The sequence below is a fragment of the Methyloceanibacter sp. genome, assembly GCF_050726195.1.
Classification (GTDB): domain Bacteria; phylum Pseudomonadota; class Alphaproteobacteria; order Rhizobiales; family Methyloligellaceae; genus Methyloceanibacter.
The window spans coordinates 116926-133303 of record NZ_JBOHJC010000002.1; the positions used below are offsets into that span (position 1 = coordinate 116926).

Genomic DNA, 16378 nt, shown 5'->3' on the forward strand with positions numbered 1-16378 from the left:
TTGGGACTCCACTCGGACGAGATACCCCCTCCTGGCGCTTGTCCGGGCCGCCGGAAGGCTGAGCCGAGACTACGCGTCCCAAGTATCGGTAAAGTTAATGAACGCCTGTTTTGGGGACCAAAGACATAAGTAAAACACTAACGATCGGCCCAAAATGAGACAAATCGGCTGGACGTCAAATATTATGGCAAGATAAACTGTGCCGAGACTTCGCGGGTCTTAGCGATAATAGTTGTCCGACTTTGCGCGAGGCGGCCCGTAGGCGGGCTCGAGATAATGGAAATACGGCTCGCAGCGCGGAAAGTCGGCCGGCGCCGTGGTGTAGGGCCGATAGAACCACCAATAGGTCCGGTCCAGGCAATAGACGGTTTTGCCGCGCCGGCCATGGTGGAAGCGCGGCCCCCCCTCCTGAGCTGCATCGAGGACCAGCGCCGCCGCCGTCACGGTTAGTGGAGGCGCCCTCATCGCCTGCGCGGCATTCTGCGGCGCTGCGGCGAACAGGCATGCGGCCGCAAGCGCGGCGAGCCCAAGCTTGTATCCCATGCCGGTTTCCCCCTGCGGCACCCCTCTTAAGCAATCGGACTCTAAACAAAAAGAGAGGAGCAGGCAACGCAAGGCTCCGGCAACGAATGGCCATGCATGGTTCGCGCGCCAGCATGCGACAGCCCTTGACAGCGGCGCACCCGTGTCCCTCAACTCAGCCAACCAAGGCTTTAGCCATAACCCCGCAAACGGAACGAAGCTTTAGCCGCAGAGTTACTTCCTCATATGTACTCACACGAAGCTTCTTCAGGAAGGAAACCCCCCAATGTCCTCAACTGATACCGCGGGCAGCTCCAAACGGAGCCAGGGCCGCGACACGGAAGACTTGGCCGCGCAGCTCGATGCGATCCGGGCCGACATGCAGAACCTCTCCTCGACGGTGAGCCGGATCGCCGGCAAGCAGATCAACCGGGCCCAAGACAAGGCCATGGAGACGGCGCAAGAGGCCGAGGAAGCGATCAAGCGCAATCCGCTCCAGTCCGTCGCCATCGCCGCCGGTCTCGGCTTCTTGCTCGGCATCCTCACCCGCCGCTAGGACGAGCCGATGTTCCGCCTCGCGCTCTCGCTCCTCTCATCTCTCCAGATCGGGGCGCGGATCAAGGACACAGTCGAGCGGTCGATGCGCAAGGCGATCGTCATCGCCGTCGCCATCGTCGTCCTTTTGTTCGCCGCAGGCTTCGGCTTGGTCGCCGCCTATCAGGCGCTCATCGCAGTGTATGGCTTCACGGCGCTTGGCGCGGCGGGGATTGTGGCGGGCGCGCTCGCCGTGCTCGGACTCCTCATCCTCGCCACCCTGCCCTTGTTCGATCGGCCGCGGCGGCGGAGAGAAGACTATGTGGCGGCGCCGGCCGAAGGCCTCGGCATGGTCGACCAGAGCGTCGGCAAGGCGATGCAGCAGGTGGGGCCCCTCACCCTCCTCCTCATCGCCTTCGCCGCCGGGCTCCTCGCCAGCCGCCGCCGCTAACTGACTTCTGATCCCTGGTTTCGTCTCATCCCAGCACGCATTTTAATCCCGTCTTAACCACCCGCCTTGCACCCTTGCGCGTAAGCAAGGGACCCATCCCAACCAAGGGCAAGGCGGACTTGAGATGCTGAGAGGCTTGTGTCTGGTGCTGCTGGCCACGGCCTGCATCGCGGGCGGCGCTCACGCGCAAGTCTATGAGGTGCCGCGGCCCTACGCCATTCCGCTGCCGCCTGGCGCCAACGCCCCGCCGCAATGGGAGCTCGGCCTGCGCTATTGGTGGAGCGAGGGCTCGACCCGCTTCGACATCAATTCGAGCAAGAAGGCGCCGCTCCTCGGCAACCCGACCTCCACGCTCACTTATGACGGCATCAACGCCAACGCGCTCGAGTTCGTGTGGAGCGCGCGCAACGAGACCCGCACCTTCGCCAAGGGCTTCGTCGGTGGCGGCTGGCTCGACGGCGGCAGCCTCGACGACGAGGATTTCTTCGTCGGCCAGATCAAGTTCTCCGACACGTTCAGCCGACTCGATGGCGACGACTTGATCTACGGCACCATTGACGTTGGCCAGGACTTCACCCTGGTCGAACGCGCGCGGGCCAACCTCGTGGTCAGCCCCTTTGTCGGCATCAACTATTGGGAAGAGACGGTCGACGGCTACGGCGCCCGCTGCAACCCGGACGATGTCGGCGGCGCGTTTTGCGGTCCCGCCGGCTCCATCGCCGTGCCGTTCTCGACACGCGTCATCACCAACGAGGCGAGCTGGGCGTCGATCAGGCTCGGCGCCGAGATCAAGGCCAAGCTCTGGAACCGGCTCACCCTACGCGGCGACCTCGCCATAGTGCCCGGCGCCTATCTGTGGAACGAGGACAGCCACTATCTCCGCACCGACCTCGGCCGGGTGCCGAACATCGAGGACCACGGCACCGGCTGGGGCTATCAGCTCGAAGGCGAGGTGCGGCTCGACGTCACCGACTGCTGGGCGCTCGGCGCCGGCGTCCGCTACTGGTACGCCGAGACCAACGGCAAGTCGGACTTCGTCAATCTCGGCGTGACCACCAAGCTCCAGGATTTCGAGAGCGAGCGCTTCGGCGTGTTCGGCAACGCCACCTACCGCTTCTCGACCTTCTGAGGGACCGCGCTCCTCCAACGCCCTCGTCATGCCCGGCCTAGTGCCGGGCATCCAATAGGGCCGTGCAGCTTGGCTCAAGAGGCGAACCGGCACAGGGTCATCATTGGATGGCCGGGACAAGCCCGGCCATGACAGCGTGTGAGTAGAAAAGTAGAGTAAGTCAGGCTAAGACGCTGGGGTTGAAACTGACAGACGTGCAGGCCCATCTTCGGCTCGGGGCCGGCTTAGCTCAGGTGGTAGAGCGGCTGATTTGTAATCAGTAGGTCGGGGGTTCGAATCCTCCAGCCGGCACCATTTCCAAAGCACATTGGGTTTTCTGCGACGGTAGAGGGCGGACGAGATCTCCGGCGAGGCCGTCTTACTCGGCGTCGGCGTCCATGTCGGCCGATTCCATCATGGCCGCGGCCGCATCCTCGTTCTTGAACAGAACGAGCATCCGTTCGTAGCGCGCGAGGCCGTCATCCACCTCGACGATCAGGTCCTCGATGCGCGTCCCCCCGACATCGCGCTTGCCGCCGCTTCGATCGGCGGCGAGCCTGAGATGCAAGGCCGTCTTGGCGCGGATGATCTGCTCAATGAGTTGTGCGGCCGACTTCTTCATCGGCTCCGAGATTTCCCCGAACCGATGAACAATCCCCTAACCCGCGGTACAGCTATGCTAGCCTCGTTGCCAGGGCGCTGACTTGGTTTATGATCCGGGGGCGGGGGAGCCCGCGAAGGCAGGCTCCTTTGTACAGTCGAGCGCTCGGGGACGGCGTCGGGGTAGCGTGATAATGACCAGGATCGTGTTGCTGGCTCTTGGGCTCTTGTTGGCGCCCGCCGCGCTCCTCGCCCAAGAGCCCCTGCAATCCTTGCGACCGACCCAATCGGCGTGCGCCCCAGGCAGTCAAAGCCTGCGCGTCTGCCAGAACGACATCGTCTCCTGCAACAGCGTGTGCAACGCCCGGGCCTTGGACGCCTCCGCCGACATCGCCGGCTGCGGCACCCGCTGCTGCGTCCAGTTCAACACCTGCCTCAGGCTGCGCGGTTGCGGCGCGCGCATCATCGACTGCGACTAGGCTAGGATCTGCGATCGCGCGAATCGGTCGCCCGCTTCAGCGCCGCCTTCGTCTCGGAGTCTTCCGCGAGTTCGTCGTCTTGCGTGATCATGGCCGCGCCCATGGGCAGCATGTCGGCCCTAAGCAGGCGCGCCGCCCGGCGCTGGCGGTGGGTGTCGGGATCTTCAGGTCGGCTGACGGCTTCGTTGGCCTCGGCAAGTCCTTCACGTTTCCCGCTGCGTTTCGGGTTGCGCTTCGTCATTGGCGTCTCCATTCGGAAGGATCAACGCCGCGCGTCGCGCCTCAGTTCCCGGCGCCTATGAACCGGCCGCCACCTCGTCCAACTGCGATCTGAGCATCTGCGGCGGCAGATATTGGATCAGCGATTTGCGGTTGCCGTCGATCTCGTAGGTGAGATTGAGCACGAGGCCGCCATAGGACTCGAAGAACTCCTCCACCGTGATCCCGTCCTCGCCGTCCATCGCTTCCGGCGGGAATGAGAACACGAGCCGGAACGGCGCGTGCGGCGGCACCGTGTGCTCCGGCACGACTTCGAGCGATTGCGCCTGATCGTCGCCGTCATCGATCGCCACCCCCGCCTTGTCGACTTGGAGGGTGAGCTTGAGGGCAGGTCTCTGCACGTCCGGCTTGAGCACGGCCTGAACCGAGGTCAAAGGCTGGTCCGATTCGTTGATGCCGCTGATCTTCAGCCCGTTGATGCGGAACGACGCCGGCGTCCCCGAGAGCGTGAACACCGCCCGCTCCGGCAGCGGCCGGTCGGGTTCCTCGAACGTCCAGGAGATGCCGGCCTCCATCTCCTCCTCGGCGGCCTGTTGCGTTCCCGCGCCGGCCCGCAAGATGAGACCGCCGCCGAGCAACAGCCCGCCACAGACTAGCAATACGGCGCCCGCGATGATCATCATCTGACTTAGGTCGACGTCCCTCGTTCGAGCCCATGAAGACCGAGCCCATGAAGGCCAAGCCCATGAAGGCCAAGCCCGTGAAGGTCCAGCCCATGAGGATAGCGCGTTTTCGCTTTCGACCGGAGGCGCAACGGGCGCCTCCGCAGCGACGGAGAGCGGCTCGTTGAGCGAGACGCCGTTAATGCGATACCCGTCGGGGAACGGCCCGTAGATTTCAACGGCGGCACCTTGCGAACCGGCCGATGGCGCGCCCCGCGCCGGCACGGCCTCCTTGGCGCGGGCGGCGGCCGCCCTCGCATAGCGCTCCGCCTGCCGCCCGGCCTTGGCAATGCGCACATAGAGCGCGGGCGCGAGTGCCTGCACCCTCGGCTTGCTCCACGCGTATGCCGCGGAAATACCGCGCTTGCCCGCAGCCGCACCCGCCGAGGCTTGGCGGGAGGCGATCGCGAGCCCGCGCCTGCACGTCTGGGCGGTTGCATCAGCAAGCCCCGATCCCATGATAGCGGCAAGTGAGAGTCCTTTGCCAAGCGACCGGCCCGCGGAGTGCCCCAGGGCGCCGGCTCTCGACGCCATGAGCGACGACCCCGCCGCGAGCCCGCGCGCGCCCGCGCGCGCAGAGGATTGCGCCGTTGCCGCGACGACTGCCGACCCCACGGCCAGCGCCGCGCCGCCCGCGCGCGCCGAGGCCACAGCCTTGGTCCCGCTCCACTCCGCACCCGACGACACGACACCACCAACCCAGCGCGCTAAGGCCATGACCTTGGCGCCCGTCCATCGCGCCGCGGCGGCGGCTTGGCGCGCGTCGGCGAGCACGAGGCCACGCACACCGGCATAGACAGCAGCAACGCCCCGCGCGATGAGCGATCCGACAAATCTAATGGCGCCGACAATTTTCGCGACGATGAGAAGGACGAGCGAGCGCACGAACAGCCCGGCTGCCCAAACCGCCTGCTGCACCGCGCGTAACGCGCGTTGCCGCATGAGCTGGCGGCGGCGGCGGGTCCGTTCCTTGCGCGCGATCGCCACGCGATGGTCGCGCTGGCGTTGCAGCCAGCGCTCGTGCCGCGCGCGGTCGCGCTCCACGGCGACCGTCTGCGCCTGCAGCCAGCGGCGATGATCGGTAAGATCTTCTTTGGCGGTGGACAGGAACGCGCCGGACTTGGCGGCGGTGTCCTTGGCGGCGGCAACGGTCGCTTCGAACGCCGCCGTCTCTTTGGATTCGGCGTCGTTTTCCTGCGTCGACCAGGCACGTTTCTCACGCATCGGACTGGCCATGCCGAGAGGCTCCGCTACCGAACCGATCCGGGTTGAGCCTCAGCATCATCAAGACTCATTGCCACCACCCGGGGGAACGCAACACTGTCGCCGCCCAAGGCTCCCCGCCCCCGATCTCGGAGCCTCGGCCGCGATGGACTGCCACCCATGCCCCGCCTTGAGCAAGGCGAACGTCCCGGCACCGCCCCCACCCAAAGGCCGCACGGTCTGGATCGTCACCGGGAAGCGCGGCAGGACTGTTGGCTGTCAGCTCTCCGCTTGCCTTAGCTTATCTGGCAAACCGATTGGGGCCAACGGCGAAACCCCGCCTCCAGGCGATTTATCGGAAGTGTGGCACCGGCAACGCGGAGCCTCAAAGGTCGTCAAGTCCGCCCAGGACGCGGTCGAAGTCGCGCCTCTTCTGGTACTCGATCTCGGCCTTGCTGCTCCACAATGATGGCGCCGTGATGGTCGTGAACTTTGGCCGGCCTACACCCAGGGGCGCCTTGAGACTGCCCGTTTGGCTGCTTAAGTCCGTGAGCAGCCCGCCTTCTAACCTCGGAGCATCGACCGGACGTGACAGACGCCCTCCGCCGTATCGCCGGTGTCCTTTGCCTTGGCGCCGTCCTCGCCCTGTTCGCCCAAGCTCCCGCTCTGCGCGCCGAGGAGTCCCAGGCCCCCAAGGCCGAGCAGGTGAGCCCAACCGAGACGCCAGTTCTACGGCTCCCGCCGGCGGCGATCACCTTCCACACCAAGACCTTCGGAACCGAGAGCTTGAGTTACAGCGCCACGGCCGGCGCCGTTGCGCTTCGCGAACAAGGCACCGCCAAGGCGGAAATCTTCTACGTCGCCTACGCGCACCAGCCGGAGGACGCCAAGCGGCCTGTCACCTTTGTCTTCAACGGTGGACCTGGCGCCGCATCGGCCTATCTCCATCTCGGCGCCCTGGGGCCGAGGATTGTCGAAGCCAACTCCAATGGCGAACTGCTCGGTCCGCCGCCACGGCTGATCGACAACGACGCGAGCTGGCTGTCGTTTACCGATCTCGTGTTCGTCGATCCGGTCGGCACCGGTTACAGCCGCACGGTCGGCGACAAGAATGAGCATGACTTCTGGGGTGTGGAGCAGGACACCGAAGCTCTCGCCGAGTTCATCCGGCTTTACCTGATCGAGAACGGGCGTATGTCCTCCCCGGTATTCCTGGCCGGCGAGAGCTATGGCGGCTTCCGCGCGGCGACCATCACGCGCAAGCTGCAAAAGTCGAGTGGTATCTCGCCTAGCGGGCTTGTGCTGGTGTCGCCTGCGCTCGAGTTCTCCCTCCTCTATGGTGAGGACTACGACCCGCTGCCGTGGGCGCTCGCCCTTCCCTCCTATGCCGCCGTCAAGCTCGAGACCGGAGGCATCACCACGCGCGAGGAACTCGCTGAAGCGTTGAAAGACGCCGAGACCTATGCCTTGTCCGATTACCTCGTGGCGCTCGCCTCCGGCGGCGAGGAAGGCGGCAAGGCGGCAAGCGCGCGCGTGGCCGAACTGACCGGCCTGCCGCTTGACATCGTGGAGCGTCACCTTGCGCGCATCTCGCCCTCTCTCTTTATCAAGGAGTTCGACCGCGCCAATGGCAAGCTCCTGAGCCGCTACGACGGCAGCGTGAGCGGTCCCGACCCGCACCCGTCGAGCTCCTGGCCACGCGGGCCCGACCCCGTGCTCGACGCGACGGTGCCACTGTGGACCTCGGCGTTCGTCCAATACGCGCAGGACGATCTCGCTTATGAAACCGACGAGGCTTACCGCCTGCTCAATCGCGAGATCCGCGGCAAGTGGGACTTCGGCACGAGCCCGACGCGCCAGGGCTATGCCGGGGTGCTCGACGACATCCAGCAGGCCCGTGCCGCGAACCGCGGGCTCGAAGTGCTGATTGCCACCGGCTACACCGACCTGATCACGCCCTACCTCGTGCCGACCTATCTCGTGAAGCAGCTGCCGACGCTCGAAGGCGCGGCCCCGATCACCGTCCAGGACTACGCCGGTGGCCATATGCTGTATCTGCGCCCCGACTCCCGGCGCGCGCTGAAACAGGACGTTGAAGCGATGTACCGCCGTGCGCTGGGCACGCCCTCGCAAGGCTGACCCATGCCGCCTTCCGGATGAACCCGCGCAAGTGATCGGCTAGAATTGCGATTCTGGACAAACCGCACGAAGGAATTGCGAATGTTTGCTCGTCGCCTCGCACTGGCAGCCGCCCTGCTTGTTGCCGCCGCTTCCCCAGGCATCGCCGAGGACAAGACCGAAACGCCGGAGCCTGAGGCCCCGCAATGGCAGGAGTTTCACTTCTCCGAGCGCGGCTTCGTCGCGTCCTTTCCCGGCGTGACGAGCAAGCCCAAGGCGGCGAGCACGCCGGTGTCGGGACAGAATCCGCTGCTCCAACATGACTATCAGGTGAGCGTCGGCGACGACACCGTCTATAGCGTGGTGGTGTTCGAGTATCCTGAAGGGCGCGCCCCCAACCCGCCAAAGCCCGACTATTTTACCAAGGTCATCGACGCTTACACCAAGGGCAGCGGCACCCGCGTGCGCTCGAAGCAGGCCAGGACCATCGACGGACGCCCCGGCTACGAAGCGCAGGCGGAGGACGGCCGAGGCACGCTCAACCACCTGATCGACATCGTGGCCAACGGCGACCGCATCTACATGCTGGTGACAGCCGGCCCCAAGAATCACGCCAAGAGCGAGGACGCGTTGCGCTTCCGCGACAGTTTCCGCCTGCTCGGCGGCCCGCCGCCCCCACAAGCCGCCGCCGACTCACCGTCGGAATAGGGACGCGGAATAACAGCGCCTAAGCCGCGCCGGCGCGCATTTCCTCGACGAAGCGCTGCACGTCCTCTGACGGCGCCCGCGTCAGCAGGCTGACCCCGATCATCACCAGGAACCCGATCGGGACCGCGAACAGGCCGGCGAACGGCCACCGCACGCCCCACCAATTGGCAATCCGCCTCGTCGTCGCCTCCCAGTCCGAAAGCACCGCCTCTTTGGTCGCGCCCTCGGCAAGGTAGTAGCCTTGCTGCATCGCCTCGTAGGCGGAGGCTTGCGCCTCCGTCGCGTTGGAGAGGAAGCTCGACGATTCGTAGAAGGCGAACGGGATGATCTCCGGCGCCAGCATGTAGTAAAGGCACACCAGGAGCCCGGCGGTCATGCCCGCCAATGCGGCGTCGCTCGTGGCGCGCTTCCACCACACCCCGAGCACGAGCGCCGGCAGGAACGCGCTGGCCGCAAGCGACAGGGCCGCGGCCGTCGCCGTCAGCATCGCTTGCGGCTCGGCCACTGCGGCGAGCGCCGCAAGTCCGGCGACGAGAACGACCGACAAACGCGCCACGAGCAGCAGTCGGCCGGTGGACGCCCTTGGCTGCACGGTCTTGTAATAGAAGTCGTAGGACAGCGCGTTGGCGATCGCGAGCGCGAGCGCGCTTCCCGAGGCGAGCAGCGCGGCAACCGCGCCAACGGCGAGCAACGCCTCGGCGGACATGGACAAGCCGTCATCGGCACCGACCCATGCCGCCTCGAACAGCGCCGCAAAGGCCGGGGCGGCGAGACACAGCACGCCGGCGAACGGCAGCGCCGCCAGGAATGACCCCCTCGCCTCCGCAGGCGAAATCGCCGTCAAGCTCCGCATCAGGAGAAAAGGCAGCGCCGCCGTGCCTGCCGCGACGCAGAAGATCAGGCCAACACGGTTGGCGGCGCCGTGGTGCGCGAACGCCTGAATCCCGATTTTCGGGATGACCTCATCGAGGAGGAGCACTTCGGCGCTGAATATGGAGCCGGTCTGCCACAGCACCACGCCTAGTCCGGTCAGCGCGACGATCAGCGCGACGGTGTACTGCGCGATCTGCGCGAGACTGAGCGACCGCATGCCGCCGATCAGAGTGCACAGGAAGATCATCGCCACGCCCGCCCCCACCCCAAGCGGCAGCGTGACCGGGAACACCGAGGATGCGATGAGGCCGAGCGCGAGCAGAGCGGCGGCGAGCGCGGGGAACGAACAGAGCAGCACCGCCACGACCGCGAGCGGCCGCACCTTGTCGCCGCCGAACCGCTCGGCGAGAAAGTCGGGAATGGTGTAGCCGCCATACATGCGCAAGTAAGGCGCGAGCACAAGCCCACCAAGGATTAGCCCCAACGCGCCGCCGACGGCGAGCGCAGTGCTGCCTTCCCAGGACGGGCCGATGCCGCCGGCGAGCCCGATGAACACCGGAACCGGCATCAGCGACACGGCGATCGCCATGCCATTGAACAGAGCCGGCATCAGCCGCGCCGCGACGTAGAAGTCGGACACGGGCCGCACGATCCGCACGAAGCCCGCCCTCACGAAGATGAGCAGCGCCAGCCCTATGGCGATTTGCGTGGTCAGCGTCGCCGGCCTCCCTTCTTACGCGGCTTCCGCACGACGTCGCACAAAAGCTGCGCGAACTGAACGAACTCCGCCTTGCGCGGCGACGTCTTGCGCCACGCGAGCCCGATCTCGCGCTTCGGCTCCGGCGCCGGAAAGCGCAGCAGGTGAATATCGCCGCCCCGATGGATTTCGCTCGAAATTGCCATCTCCGGCAGCAGCGTGATGCCATAGCCGTTGGCGACCATCTGCACGATGGTAGCGAGGCTCGATGCGCCGAAGCTTTCGCGCGCCTCGCGGGTCATCATGTGGCAGTACGATAGCGCCTGGTCGCGCAAGCAGTGCCCCTCCTCCAACAAAAGCAGCCGCTCGTCCGACAGCATGTCGGCCGTCGCGCTGCGTTGCCGCGCGCGGCCCGGCGTCGCCTTGGTCGCCTTAGTCGCCAAGATGAAGACGTCGTCGAACAGATAATGCGTCTCCACCTCCGGATCGTCGATCGGCAACGCGATGAGAATAACGTCCAGATCGCCGGTCACAAGCTCGCGCACGAGATTCTCGGTGAGCGTCTCGCGCAGCTGGAGGTTGAGCGCAGGAAAGCGGCGCTGCAACTCGGGCAGCGCGGCCGGTAAAAGATACGGCGCGATCGAGGGGATGGCGCCCAGCTTGAGCACGCCCGAGAGCACCCCCTCCTGCCCTTTGGCGTAGTCTATGAGATCGCGCACCGAAGCGAGAATAGTGCGCGCGCGCCGCGCCACCTCCTCACCTTTCTCGGTGAGCTCGATTCCGGACTTGCGCCGCTCCACCAGGCTCAGCTTGAGATCGTCCTCGAGCTCCTTGATCTGCATGCTGAGCGCCGGTTGGCTCACGGCGCACGCCTCCGCGGCGCGGCCGAAATGGCGCGTTTCCGACAGCGATTCGAGGTAGCGCAGCTGCCTAAGGGACACCATTGGCGATAAGGGCGGCTTATGCTTCCTATAAGGTTTTACGATTTGAAATTATCACCCGCGGCACCCAATATAAAGGGGCAGAGTCGGGCTGTCCCACTGAGTTCGGGTTCGCAAAGCCGCAAGGGGGCCGCCCCGACCGACGCTTGGTCTTAAACTCGCGGAAGGAGAGCAATATGCGTGAGTGGCACAAGCCGACGATCGAGGAGACGGAGTCCGGCATGGAGGTGACGAGTTACCTGCCGGCCGAGCTGGATCGCGCTTAATTCGGCTTTTCTCATCTCGGAAATCGCGAAGCGGCGATCCGGCTCCTGCCAGGTCGCCGTTTTGCTTTTGGCTCGGGACGCAGCAATGGCGCCCCACGATTGTTCGGATTACGATGCGCCAGCGGAAGGCCGGAGCCGCTTCAGGCGTTCTTAATCCGGCATCAACGCAGTGTTCATGAACGAGTCATGAAACTCTCATTCGGCCTCACCATGTTGCGACATGGTATAATGTGTTCAGAAGGCGCCGGTTCAGAAGCGCGATTAGTGGCAAATATTTGAGGATTGACGCGCATCAAGTAGGCGGCAGCAGCGCTGGGCTACGTTATCCTCTGAAGCCAATGGTTGAGATCGAGGTATAGACCGTGACCAAGATTATGAGCCCCGACGAACTGGAGCAGGAGCTGCGCGCCATCGGCGCCGCCCAATATCACGACAGGCATCCCTTTCATAAGCTCTTGCATGGCGGCAAGCTAAACAAGGGCCAGGTCCAGGCCTGGGCCTTGAACCGCTACTGCTATCAGTCCGCCGTGCCGCGCAAGGACGCGGCCCTGCTCAGCCGTTGCCATGACCGCGAGCTCCGCCGCGAGTGGATCCATCGCATCATGGACCATGACGGCTTTGGCGACGAGGAAGGCGGCATCGAGCGCTGGCTCGTATTGACCGACGGTCTCGGTCTCGACCGCGACTACGTCATCTCGCGCAAAGGCGCCCTGCCCGAGACCATCTTCGCCGTCGAGGCCTACGTCAACTTCGTGCGCGAGAAGACCCTGGTGGAGGCCGTGGCCTCCTCGCTGACGGAGCTGTTCGCGCCGAAGATCCACAAAGAGCGCATCTCCGGCATGCTGGAGAACTACGACTTCATCAGCGACGACGTGATGCAGTATTTCAAGCGCCGCCTGACCCAGGCCCCGCGCGACGCCGAGTTCGCGCTCGAATATGCCAAGAAGAACGCGCGCACGCCCGAGGCGCAGACCGCGGTGCTCGAGGCGCTCAAGTTCAAATGCAACGTGCTGTGGGCGCAACTCGACGCGCTGCACTACGCCTATGTCGAGCCGGGAAACATCCCCCCGGGCGCGTTCGTGCCCGGTGAGGCATGACGAACGAACACAAGTCTCCCGGCCGGCTCATTGTCGGCCGAGAGACGCGGCCAAAATTGCCGCCCTATTTGAAGCTCCGCCATGACGCGGGGCGCGGGCGGTGGGTGCTTCTGGCGCCAGAGCGAATTCTGACGCCTGATCAGACTGCCGTCGCGGTGCTGCAACTCTGCGACGGGAACCGGACTGTGGAGGAGATCGCCGCCAAGCTTGCGGAGGAATATTCGGCGCCGGCCGATGTCATCGCCGCCGATGTCGTCGAGCTGCTGCAAGACTTGGCCGATAAGGGATACATAAAGGGATGACCGAGGAGTTCAAAGGCAACGGACATATCGAGTCGCTCGCCGTCGATGACGAGCCGACCGAGGGCGTGGTCGGCAGCGAAGACACGACCGCGGCTCTGTGCGCCCGTGCGCCCGTCGGCCTGCTCGCCGAGCTGACCCATCGCTGTCCGCTCCAGTGCCCCTATTGCTCCAACCCGGTCGAGCTGGAGGGCGTCAAGAACGAGCTCACCACCGAGCAGTGGTGCTCGGTGATGCGCCAGGCCGGCGAGATGGGCATCTTGCAGGTGCACCTCTCGGGCGGTGAGCCCACCGCGCGCAAGGACCTCGAGGCCATCGTCTCCGCCGCCACGGAAGCCAGCCTCTACTCGAACTTGATTACGGCCGCCGTCACCTTGAAGCGCGATCGCCTCGAAGACTTGAAGGCGCGCGGCCTCGACCACGTTCAGATCTCGTTCCAGGACGTCGATCCCGCGAACGCCGAGAAGATCGGCGCCTATCCCGGCGCTACGCAGAAGAAGCTCGACGTCGCCCGCTGGGTGAGCGACATGGGGCTACCCCTCACCATCAACGCGCCCATCCACCGCCACAACATCCACAACGTGCCGCGCTACGTCGACCTCGCCGTCGATCTCGGCGCGCAGCGTCTCGAGATCGCGCATGCGCAGTATTACGGCTGGGCGTTCCTCAACCGCGCCGCGCTCATCCCGACCTATGAGGAAACCTTGGCCTCGATCGAGTTTGTCGAGGCGGCGCGCGAGCGGTTGAAGGGCGTGCTCACCATCGACATGGTGGTGCCCGACTACTACGCCAAGCGCCCGAAGCCCTGCATGGGCGGCTGGGGCAAGGGCTTCATGAACATCACGCCGGCGGGCAAGGTGCTTCCTTGCCATGCCGCCGAGACCATTCCCGAGCTTCACTTCGATAATGTGAAGGACCGCAAGCTTCTCGACATCTGGCTGAACTCCGACGCGTTCAACGCCTTCCGCGGCACTGACTGGATGAAGGAGCCGTGCCGCTCTTGCGCCTTCAGGGAAATCGACTTCGGCGGTTGCCGCTGCCAGGCCATGGCCATCACCCGCGACCCGCGCAATACCGATCCGGCTTGCGCACTCTCGCCCTACCACGCCGAGATGGTGGCGCTGGCCAAGGAAGAGGCGGCCAAGCCGCCGGCGGAGTTCGTCTACCGCAACCCGCGCAACGTCCCGAGCGCGGCAAAGAAAGAAGAGCGCCAGCCCGTCCCCGCCGAGTAGGCGGCGCGCGGCAACCTTGCTTCCTTTAGGATCGAGCCGCGCGTCAGGGAGCGAGTGTCGCGTCCTGGACCCGTGGCGGGATCTGCCCTGCTTTGGCCGACAGCACCCGGTAGACGTGCACGAACGCCAGCGTCGTGACCGGTACCGCCACCAGAAGCCCAACCAGAAGCGCAAGCGCGCCCGCCAGCATCAGCAGCGCGACCACCAGGATGAAGCCGAGCAGCGGCCAGCGGTAACCCTTGGTGATGCGCATGCTCTCTTTCATCGCCTCGATCGGCCCAAGTTCGCGGTCGATAACGATGAACGTCGTGAAGATGAAGAACAGCAAGGCGATGACGCCCGGCACGATGAGCAGCAGGAAGCCGATGCCGATTGTCAGCCCCACGAGGATCGAGGCGCCGAGAAACTTCCAGAACGGCCGCGGATGCCACAGCGCCGAGAATTCCACCCCCTGCGGGTTGTGATGGGCGGCAAGGAAGAATGCCGTCACACCCATATTGATAAGCGTGCTGAGACCGATATTGACGATGGTACCGAGCAAAGTCGGCTCCTCCGCGGAGCCGCCCGTGGTCGTGTCGATCGCCGTCGTAAGGGTGCCGAGGACGAGATAGGCGATGCCCATGATGACGGTCGCGCCCACGAAGAACCATGGGCGCGTCTTGAACGTCTCCCACCCGAATCTGATTGCCGATCCGACCGTGAAATCCATGCTCAATAGTCTACTCCCCCCGACGGCATGCAATCCCTGCCAATTTCGCACCGCACAACTTTTGTCCGGTCGGGATGCACCTTTGCAACACTCGGCCCGACTGCGGCTCAACGTTGCCCGGCAAAATACGGTGCCAGTCATTCCTGTCTAAGTTTCCACCTTGCAATGCCTCTTTCTTTATCGGTACCATGCGCCTGCCCGCTCGATCGGCCTTTTTTGGGCCGGCAACGGCCCTTCCCGGGTTCGAGCAACGCTCCGACAAAGCCGTGTCATCGGTCCGATCGTCATGAAGCTTGCGCTTTTGTCGCCTCATCGCCCCCGCCGATCGCCCGCCTTGCTCGCCTGTCTCCTGGCCGTAGGCCTGTTGAGCGCGCCGGGTGCGGGCTTCGCCGAGGACGCCAAGAAGCAGCGGCCGGAAGGCGGCGTCGAATTCCAGCTCCCGCAGTCGCCGGAGATGCTGCCGCTGCGCATCGGATACATCCGCGAGGAACCTGACGGTCCACGGCCCGCATCCCGCCTCGATGTCGAACCGGAGAACGCCGGCATCGCCGGCGCCGAGATGGGCATCGAGGAGAACAATGCCGGCGGCCGCTTCACCGGACATGCCTATACGCTCGATGCCGAGACGGTCGCCTCGCCGGAGGATGCGCTCGCCGCGCTGGAGAAGCTCCACGGCTCCGGCCACAACTATTTCATCGTCGATGCCTCTGCCCCCACACTGCTCGCGCTCGCCGATTGGGCGAAGGATAAGAAGGTTCTGCTGTTCAACGTGCGCGCCACCGATGTCGCGCTCCGGCAAGACGACTGCCGCATCAACGTCATGCACATCGTGCCTGACCGTCACATGCTGGCAGATGCGCTGGCCCAGTACCTGATCAGCATGGACTGGAAAGACTGGCTCCTGGTACATGGGTCGACGGAGCCCGACCTCGCCTACACCGAATCGATCAAGCGCGCCGCCAAGCGCTTCGGTGCCATCATCGTCGATATCCGCGAGTACGCGGACGTCTCGGGCGGCAGGCGTGACGACGTGGGTGTCATTCCGGAGCCGACACCGAGCAAGCAGGCGAGCGCCGATAGCGCCATGGTGCCGAGCCAGAGCTACGACGTCATCGTCGTCGCCGACGAGCAACAGCAATTCGGTCCGCTGATGCCCTATCGCGGCGGCGGCGAGCCGAAGATCGTCGCCGGTACCACGGGCCTCACCGCGACCACCTGGAGCCCCGGCCACGAGAAATGGGGTGCTACCCAGGCCAACAACAATTTCGAGAAGGACTTCGACCGCCTGATGCTGCCCATCGACTATCAGGCCTATGTCGCGGCGCGCACCATCGGCGAGGCGGTAACCCGCAACCCGGACAACGACTTCGCCACCGTCGCCGCCTTCATCCGCGGGCCCGAGCTTCAGCTCGCGACGTTCAAGGGCATCAAGCAGCAGTTCCGCCCCTGGGACGGGCAGTTCCGGCAGCCGATCCTTATCGCCACCGACAAGGTGCCGGTCTCGGTATCGCCGCAGCGCGGCTTCCCGCACGCGAGTCACCCTGAGATCGAGGTTGATACGCTCGGCATCGACGAGCCGGAGAGCCTCTGCAAGATGTGA

18 protein-coding genes and 1 tRNA gene are annotated in these 16378 nt (G+C 65.1%); 12 read left to right on the plus strand and 7 right to left on the minus strand.

Translation table 11 applies throughout. The features are described from left to right. Window positions 1-219: 219 nt before the first annotated feature. The gene (locus ACRECX_RS01980) at window positions 220-543 is read right to left on the minus strand and encodes a hypothetical protein (protein WP_431557135.1); all 324 of its coding nucleotides are present in this window, start codon (window positions 541-543) and stop codon (window positions 220-222) included. Between the two features lie 265 nt (window positions 544-808). On the opposite strand from ACRECX_RS01980, the gene ACRECX_RS01985 reads away from it, so the two are divergent. The 4 genes from ACRECX_RS01985 (at window position 809) to ACRECX_RS02000 (ending at window position 2930) form a co-directional block, all read left to right on the plus strand. After that, window positions 809-1078, plus strand: coding sequence for a DUF883 family protein (locus tag ACRECX_RS01985; protein ID WP_431557136.1), 270 nt, complete (start codon window positions 809-811; stop codon window positions 1076-1078). 9 nt (window positions 1079-1087) lie between these two features. Further along, the gene (locus ACRECX_RS01990) at window positions 1088-1507 is read left to right on the plus strand and encodes a hypothetical protein (RefSeq protein WP_431557137.1); all 420 of its coding nucleotides are present in this window, start codon (window positions 1088-1090) and stop codon (window positions 1505-1507) included. Window positions 1508-1631: 124 nt separating this feature from the next. Beyond that, window positions 1632-2636, plus strand: coding sequence for a hypothetical protein (locus ACRECX_RS01995; protein WP_431557138.1), 1005 nt, complete (start codon window positions 1632-1634; stop codon window positions 2634-2636). 218 nt (window positions 2637-2854) lie between these two features. Further along, window positions 2855-2930: transfer RNA gene (locus tag ACRECX_RS02000), tRNA-Thr, on the plus strand. Between the two features lie 64 nt (window positions 2931-2994). On the opposite strand, the gene ACRECX_RS02005 is transcribed toward ACRECX_RS02000, so the two are convergent. Continuing rightward, the gene (locus ACRECX_RS02005) at window positions 2995-3237 is read right to left on the minus strand and encodes a hypothetical protein (protein WP_431557139.1); all 243 of its coding nucleotides are present in this window, start codon (window positions 3235-3237) and stop codon (window positions 2995-2997) included. Between the two features lie 172 nt (window positions 3238-3409). On the opposite strand from ACRECX_RS02005, the gene ACRECX_RS02010 reads away from it, so the two are divergent. Further along, entirely contained in the window at window positions 3410-3694 is a 285-nt protein-coding gene (locus ACRECX_RS02010) for a hypothetical protein (RefSeq protein WP_431557140.1), read from the plus strand. A gap of 1 nt (window position 3695) precedes the next feature. Here ACRECX_RS02010 and ACRECX_RS02015 read toward each other — a convergent pair whose 3' ends face one another. Further along, the gene (locus tag ACRECX_RS02015) at window positions 3696-3935 is read right to left on the minus strand and encodes a hypothetical protein (RefSeq protein WP_431557141.1); all 240 of its coding nucleotides are present in this window, start codon (window positions 3933-3935) and stop codon (window positions 3696-3698) included. 55 nt (window positions 3936-3990) lie between these two features. Next, window positions 3991-5871 carry a hypothetical protein gene (locus tag ACRECX_RS02020; RefSeq protein ID WP_431557142.1) on the minus strand — a complete coding sequence of 627 codons (1881 nt, stop codon included), beginning with the start codon at window positions 5869-5871 and terminating at the stop codon, window positions 3991-3993. A 555-nt stretch (window positions 5872-6426) separates the two neighbouring features. Between ACRECX_RS02020 and ACRECX_RS02025 the strand changes: the two genes are divergently transcribed. Continuing rightward, the gene (locus tag ACRECX_RS02025) at window positions 6427-7977 is read left to right on the plus strand and encodes a S10 family peptidase (protein WP_431557143.1); all 1551 of its coding nucleotides are present in this window, start codon (window positions 6427-6429) and stop codon (window positions 7975-7977) included. 81 nt (window positions 7978-8058) lie between these two features. Next, window positions 8059-8664, plus strand: a complete 606-nt coding sequence (locus ACRECX_RS02030) for a hypothetical protein (protein ID WP_431557144.1) — start codon at window positions 8059-8061, stop codon at window positions 8662-8664. Window positions 8665-8683: 19 nt separating this feature from the next. Here the strand turns inward: ACRECX_RS02030 and ACRECX_RS02035 are convergent, their stop codons facing one another. Beyond that, complete coding sequence (locus tag ACRECX_RS02035) at window positions 8684-10195, minus strand: sodium:solute symporter family transporter (RefSeq protein WP_431557145.1); 1512 nt, start codon at window positions 10193-10195, stop codon at window positions 8684-8686. Window positions 10196-10248: 53 nt separating this feature from the next. Then, window positions 10249-11178 carry a LysR substrate-binding domain-containing protein gene (locus ACRECX_RS02040; protein WP_431557146.1) on the minus strand — a complete coding sequence of 310 codons (930 nt, stop codon included), beginning with the start codon at window positions 11176-11178 and terminating at the stop codon, window positions 10249-10251. 173 nt (window positions 11179-11351) lie between these two features. Here ACRECX_RS02040 and pqqA point away from each other — a divergent pair, with 173 nt between their 5' ends. The 4 genes from pqqA (at window position 11352) to pqqE (ending at window position 14069) form a co-directional block, all read left to right on the plus strand. After that, window positions 11352-11441 carry a pyrroloquinoline quinone precursor peptide PqqA gene (pqqA, locus tag ACRECX_RS02045; protein ID WP_069624483.1) on the plus strand — a complete coding sequence of 30 codons (90 nt, stop codon included), beginning with the start codon at window positions 11352-11354 and terminating at the stop codon, window positions 11439-11441. 374 nt (window positions 11442-11815) lie between these two features. Further along, window positions 11816-12538: a pyrroloquinoline-quinone synthase PqqC gene (gene pqqC / locus ACRECX_RS02050; protein WP_431557246.1), complete on the plus strand. Its 723-nt coding sequence runs from the start codon at window positions 11816-11818 to the stop codon at window positions 12536-12538. Then, on the plus strand, window positions 12535-12840 hold the full coding sequence (gene pqqD, locus ACRECX_RS02055; RefSeq protein WP_431557147.1) for a pyrroloquinoline quinone biosynthesis peptide chaperone PqqD: 306 nt from the start codon (window positions 12535-12537) through the stop codon (window positions 12838-12840). Before pqqC ends, pqqD begins: the two co-directional genes overlap by 4 nt. Beyond that, on the plus strand, window positions 12837-14069 hold the full coding sequence (gene pqqE, locus ACRECX_RS02060) for a pyrroloquinoline quinone biosynthesis protein PqqE (protein WP_431557148.1): 1233 nt from the start codon (window positions 12837-12839) through the stop codon (window positions 14067-14069). The genes pqqD and pqqE overlap by 4 nt, the downstream gene beginning before the upstream one ends. 43 nt (window positions 14070-14112) lie before the next feature. Here pqqE and ACRECX_RS02065 read toward each other — a convergent pair whose 3' ends face one another. Next, on the minus strand, window positions 14113-14778 hold the full coding sequence (locus ACRECX_RS02065) for a hypothetical protein (protein WP_431557149.1): 666 nt from the start codon (window positions 14776-14778) through the stop codon (window positions 14113-14115). A 364-nt stretch (window positions 14779-15142) separates the two neighbouring features. Between ACRECX_RS02065 and ACRECX_RS02070 the strand changes: the two genes are divergently transcribed. Continuing rightward, entirely contained in the window at window positions 15143-16378 is a 1236-nt protein-coding gene (locus ACRECX_RS02070; RefSeq protein ID WP_431557150.1) for an ABC transporter substrate-binding protein, read from the plus strand.

Excerpts from the sequence above, each read along its gene's own strand:
- ACRECX_RS01980 (WP_431557135.1), bottom strand. The coding sequence starts at position 543 with ATGGGATACAAGCTTGGGCTCGCCGCGCTTGCGGCCGCATGCCTGTTC.
- ACRECX_RS01985 (WP_431557136.1), top strand. The coding sequence starts at position 809 with ATGTCCTCAACTGATACCGCGGGCAGCTCCAAACGGAGCCAGGGCCGC.
- ACRECX_RS01990 (WP_431557137.1), top strand. The coding sequence starts at position 1,088 with ATGTTCCGCCTCGCGCTCTCGCTCCTCTCATCTCTCCAGATCGGGGCG.
- ACRECX_RS01995 (WP_431557138.1), top strand. The coding sequence starts at position 1,632 with ATGCTGAGAGGCTTGTGTCTGGTGCTGCTGGCCACGGCCTGCATCGCG.
- ACRECX_RS02005 (WP_431557139.1), bottom strand. The coding sequence starts at position 3,237 with ATGAAGAAGTCGGCCGCACAACTCATTGAGCAGATCATCCGCGCCAAG.
- ACRECX_RS02010 (WP_431557140.1), top strand. The coding sequence starts at position 3,410 with ATGACCAGGATCGTGTTGCTGGCTCTTGGGCTCTTGTTGGCGCCCGCC.
- ACRECX_RS02015 (WP_431557141.1), bottom strand. The coding sequence starts at position 3,935 with ATGACGAAGCGCAACCCGAAACGCAGCGGGAAACGTGAAGGACTTGCC.
- ACRECX_RS02020 (WP_431557142.1), bottom strand. The coding sequence starts at position 5,871 with ATGGCCAGTCCGATGCGTGAGAAACGTGCCTGGTCGACGCAGGAAAAC.
- ACRECX_RS02030 (WP_431557144.1), top strand. The coding sequence starts at position 8,059 with ATGTTTGCTCGTCGCCTCGCACTGGCAGCCGCCCTGCTTGTTGCCGCC.
- ACRECX_RS02040 (WP_431557146.1), bottom strand. The coding sequence starts at position 11,178 with ATGGTGTCCCTTAGGCAGCTGCGCTACCTCGAATCGCTGTCGGAAACG.
- pqqA (WP_069624483.1), top strand. The coding sequence starts at position 11,352 with ATGCGTGAGTGGCACAAGCCGACGATCGAGGAGACGGAGTCCGGCATG.
- pqqC (WP_431557246.1), top strand. The coding sequence starts at position 11,816 with ATGAGCCCCGACGAACTGGAGCAGGAGCTGCGCGCCATCGGCGCCGCC.
- pqqD (WP_431557147.1), top strand. The coding sequence starts at position 12,535 with ATGACGAACGAACACAAGTCTCCCGGCCGGCTCATTGTCGGCCGAGAG.
- pqqE (WP_431557148.1), top strand. The coding sequence starts at position 12,837 with ATGACCGAGGAGTTCAAAGGCAACGGACATATCGAGTCGCTCGCCGTC.
- ACRECX_RS02065 (WP_431557149.1), bottom strand. The coding sequence starts at position 14,778 with ATGGATTTCACGGTCGGATCGGCAATCAGATTCGGGTGGGAGACGTTC.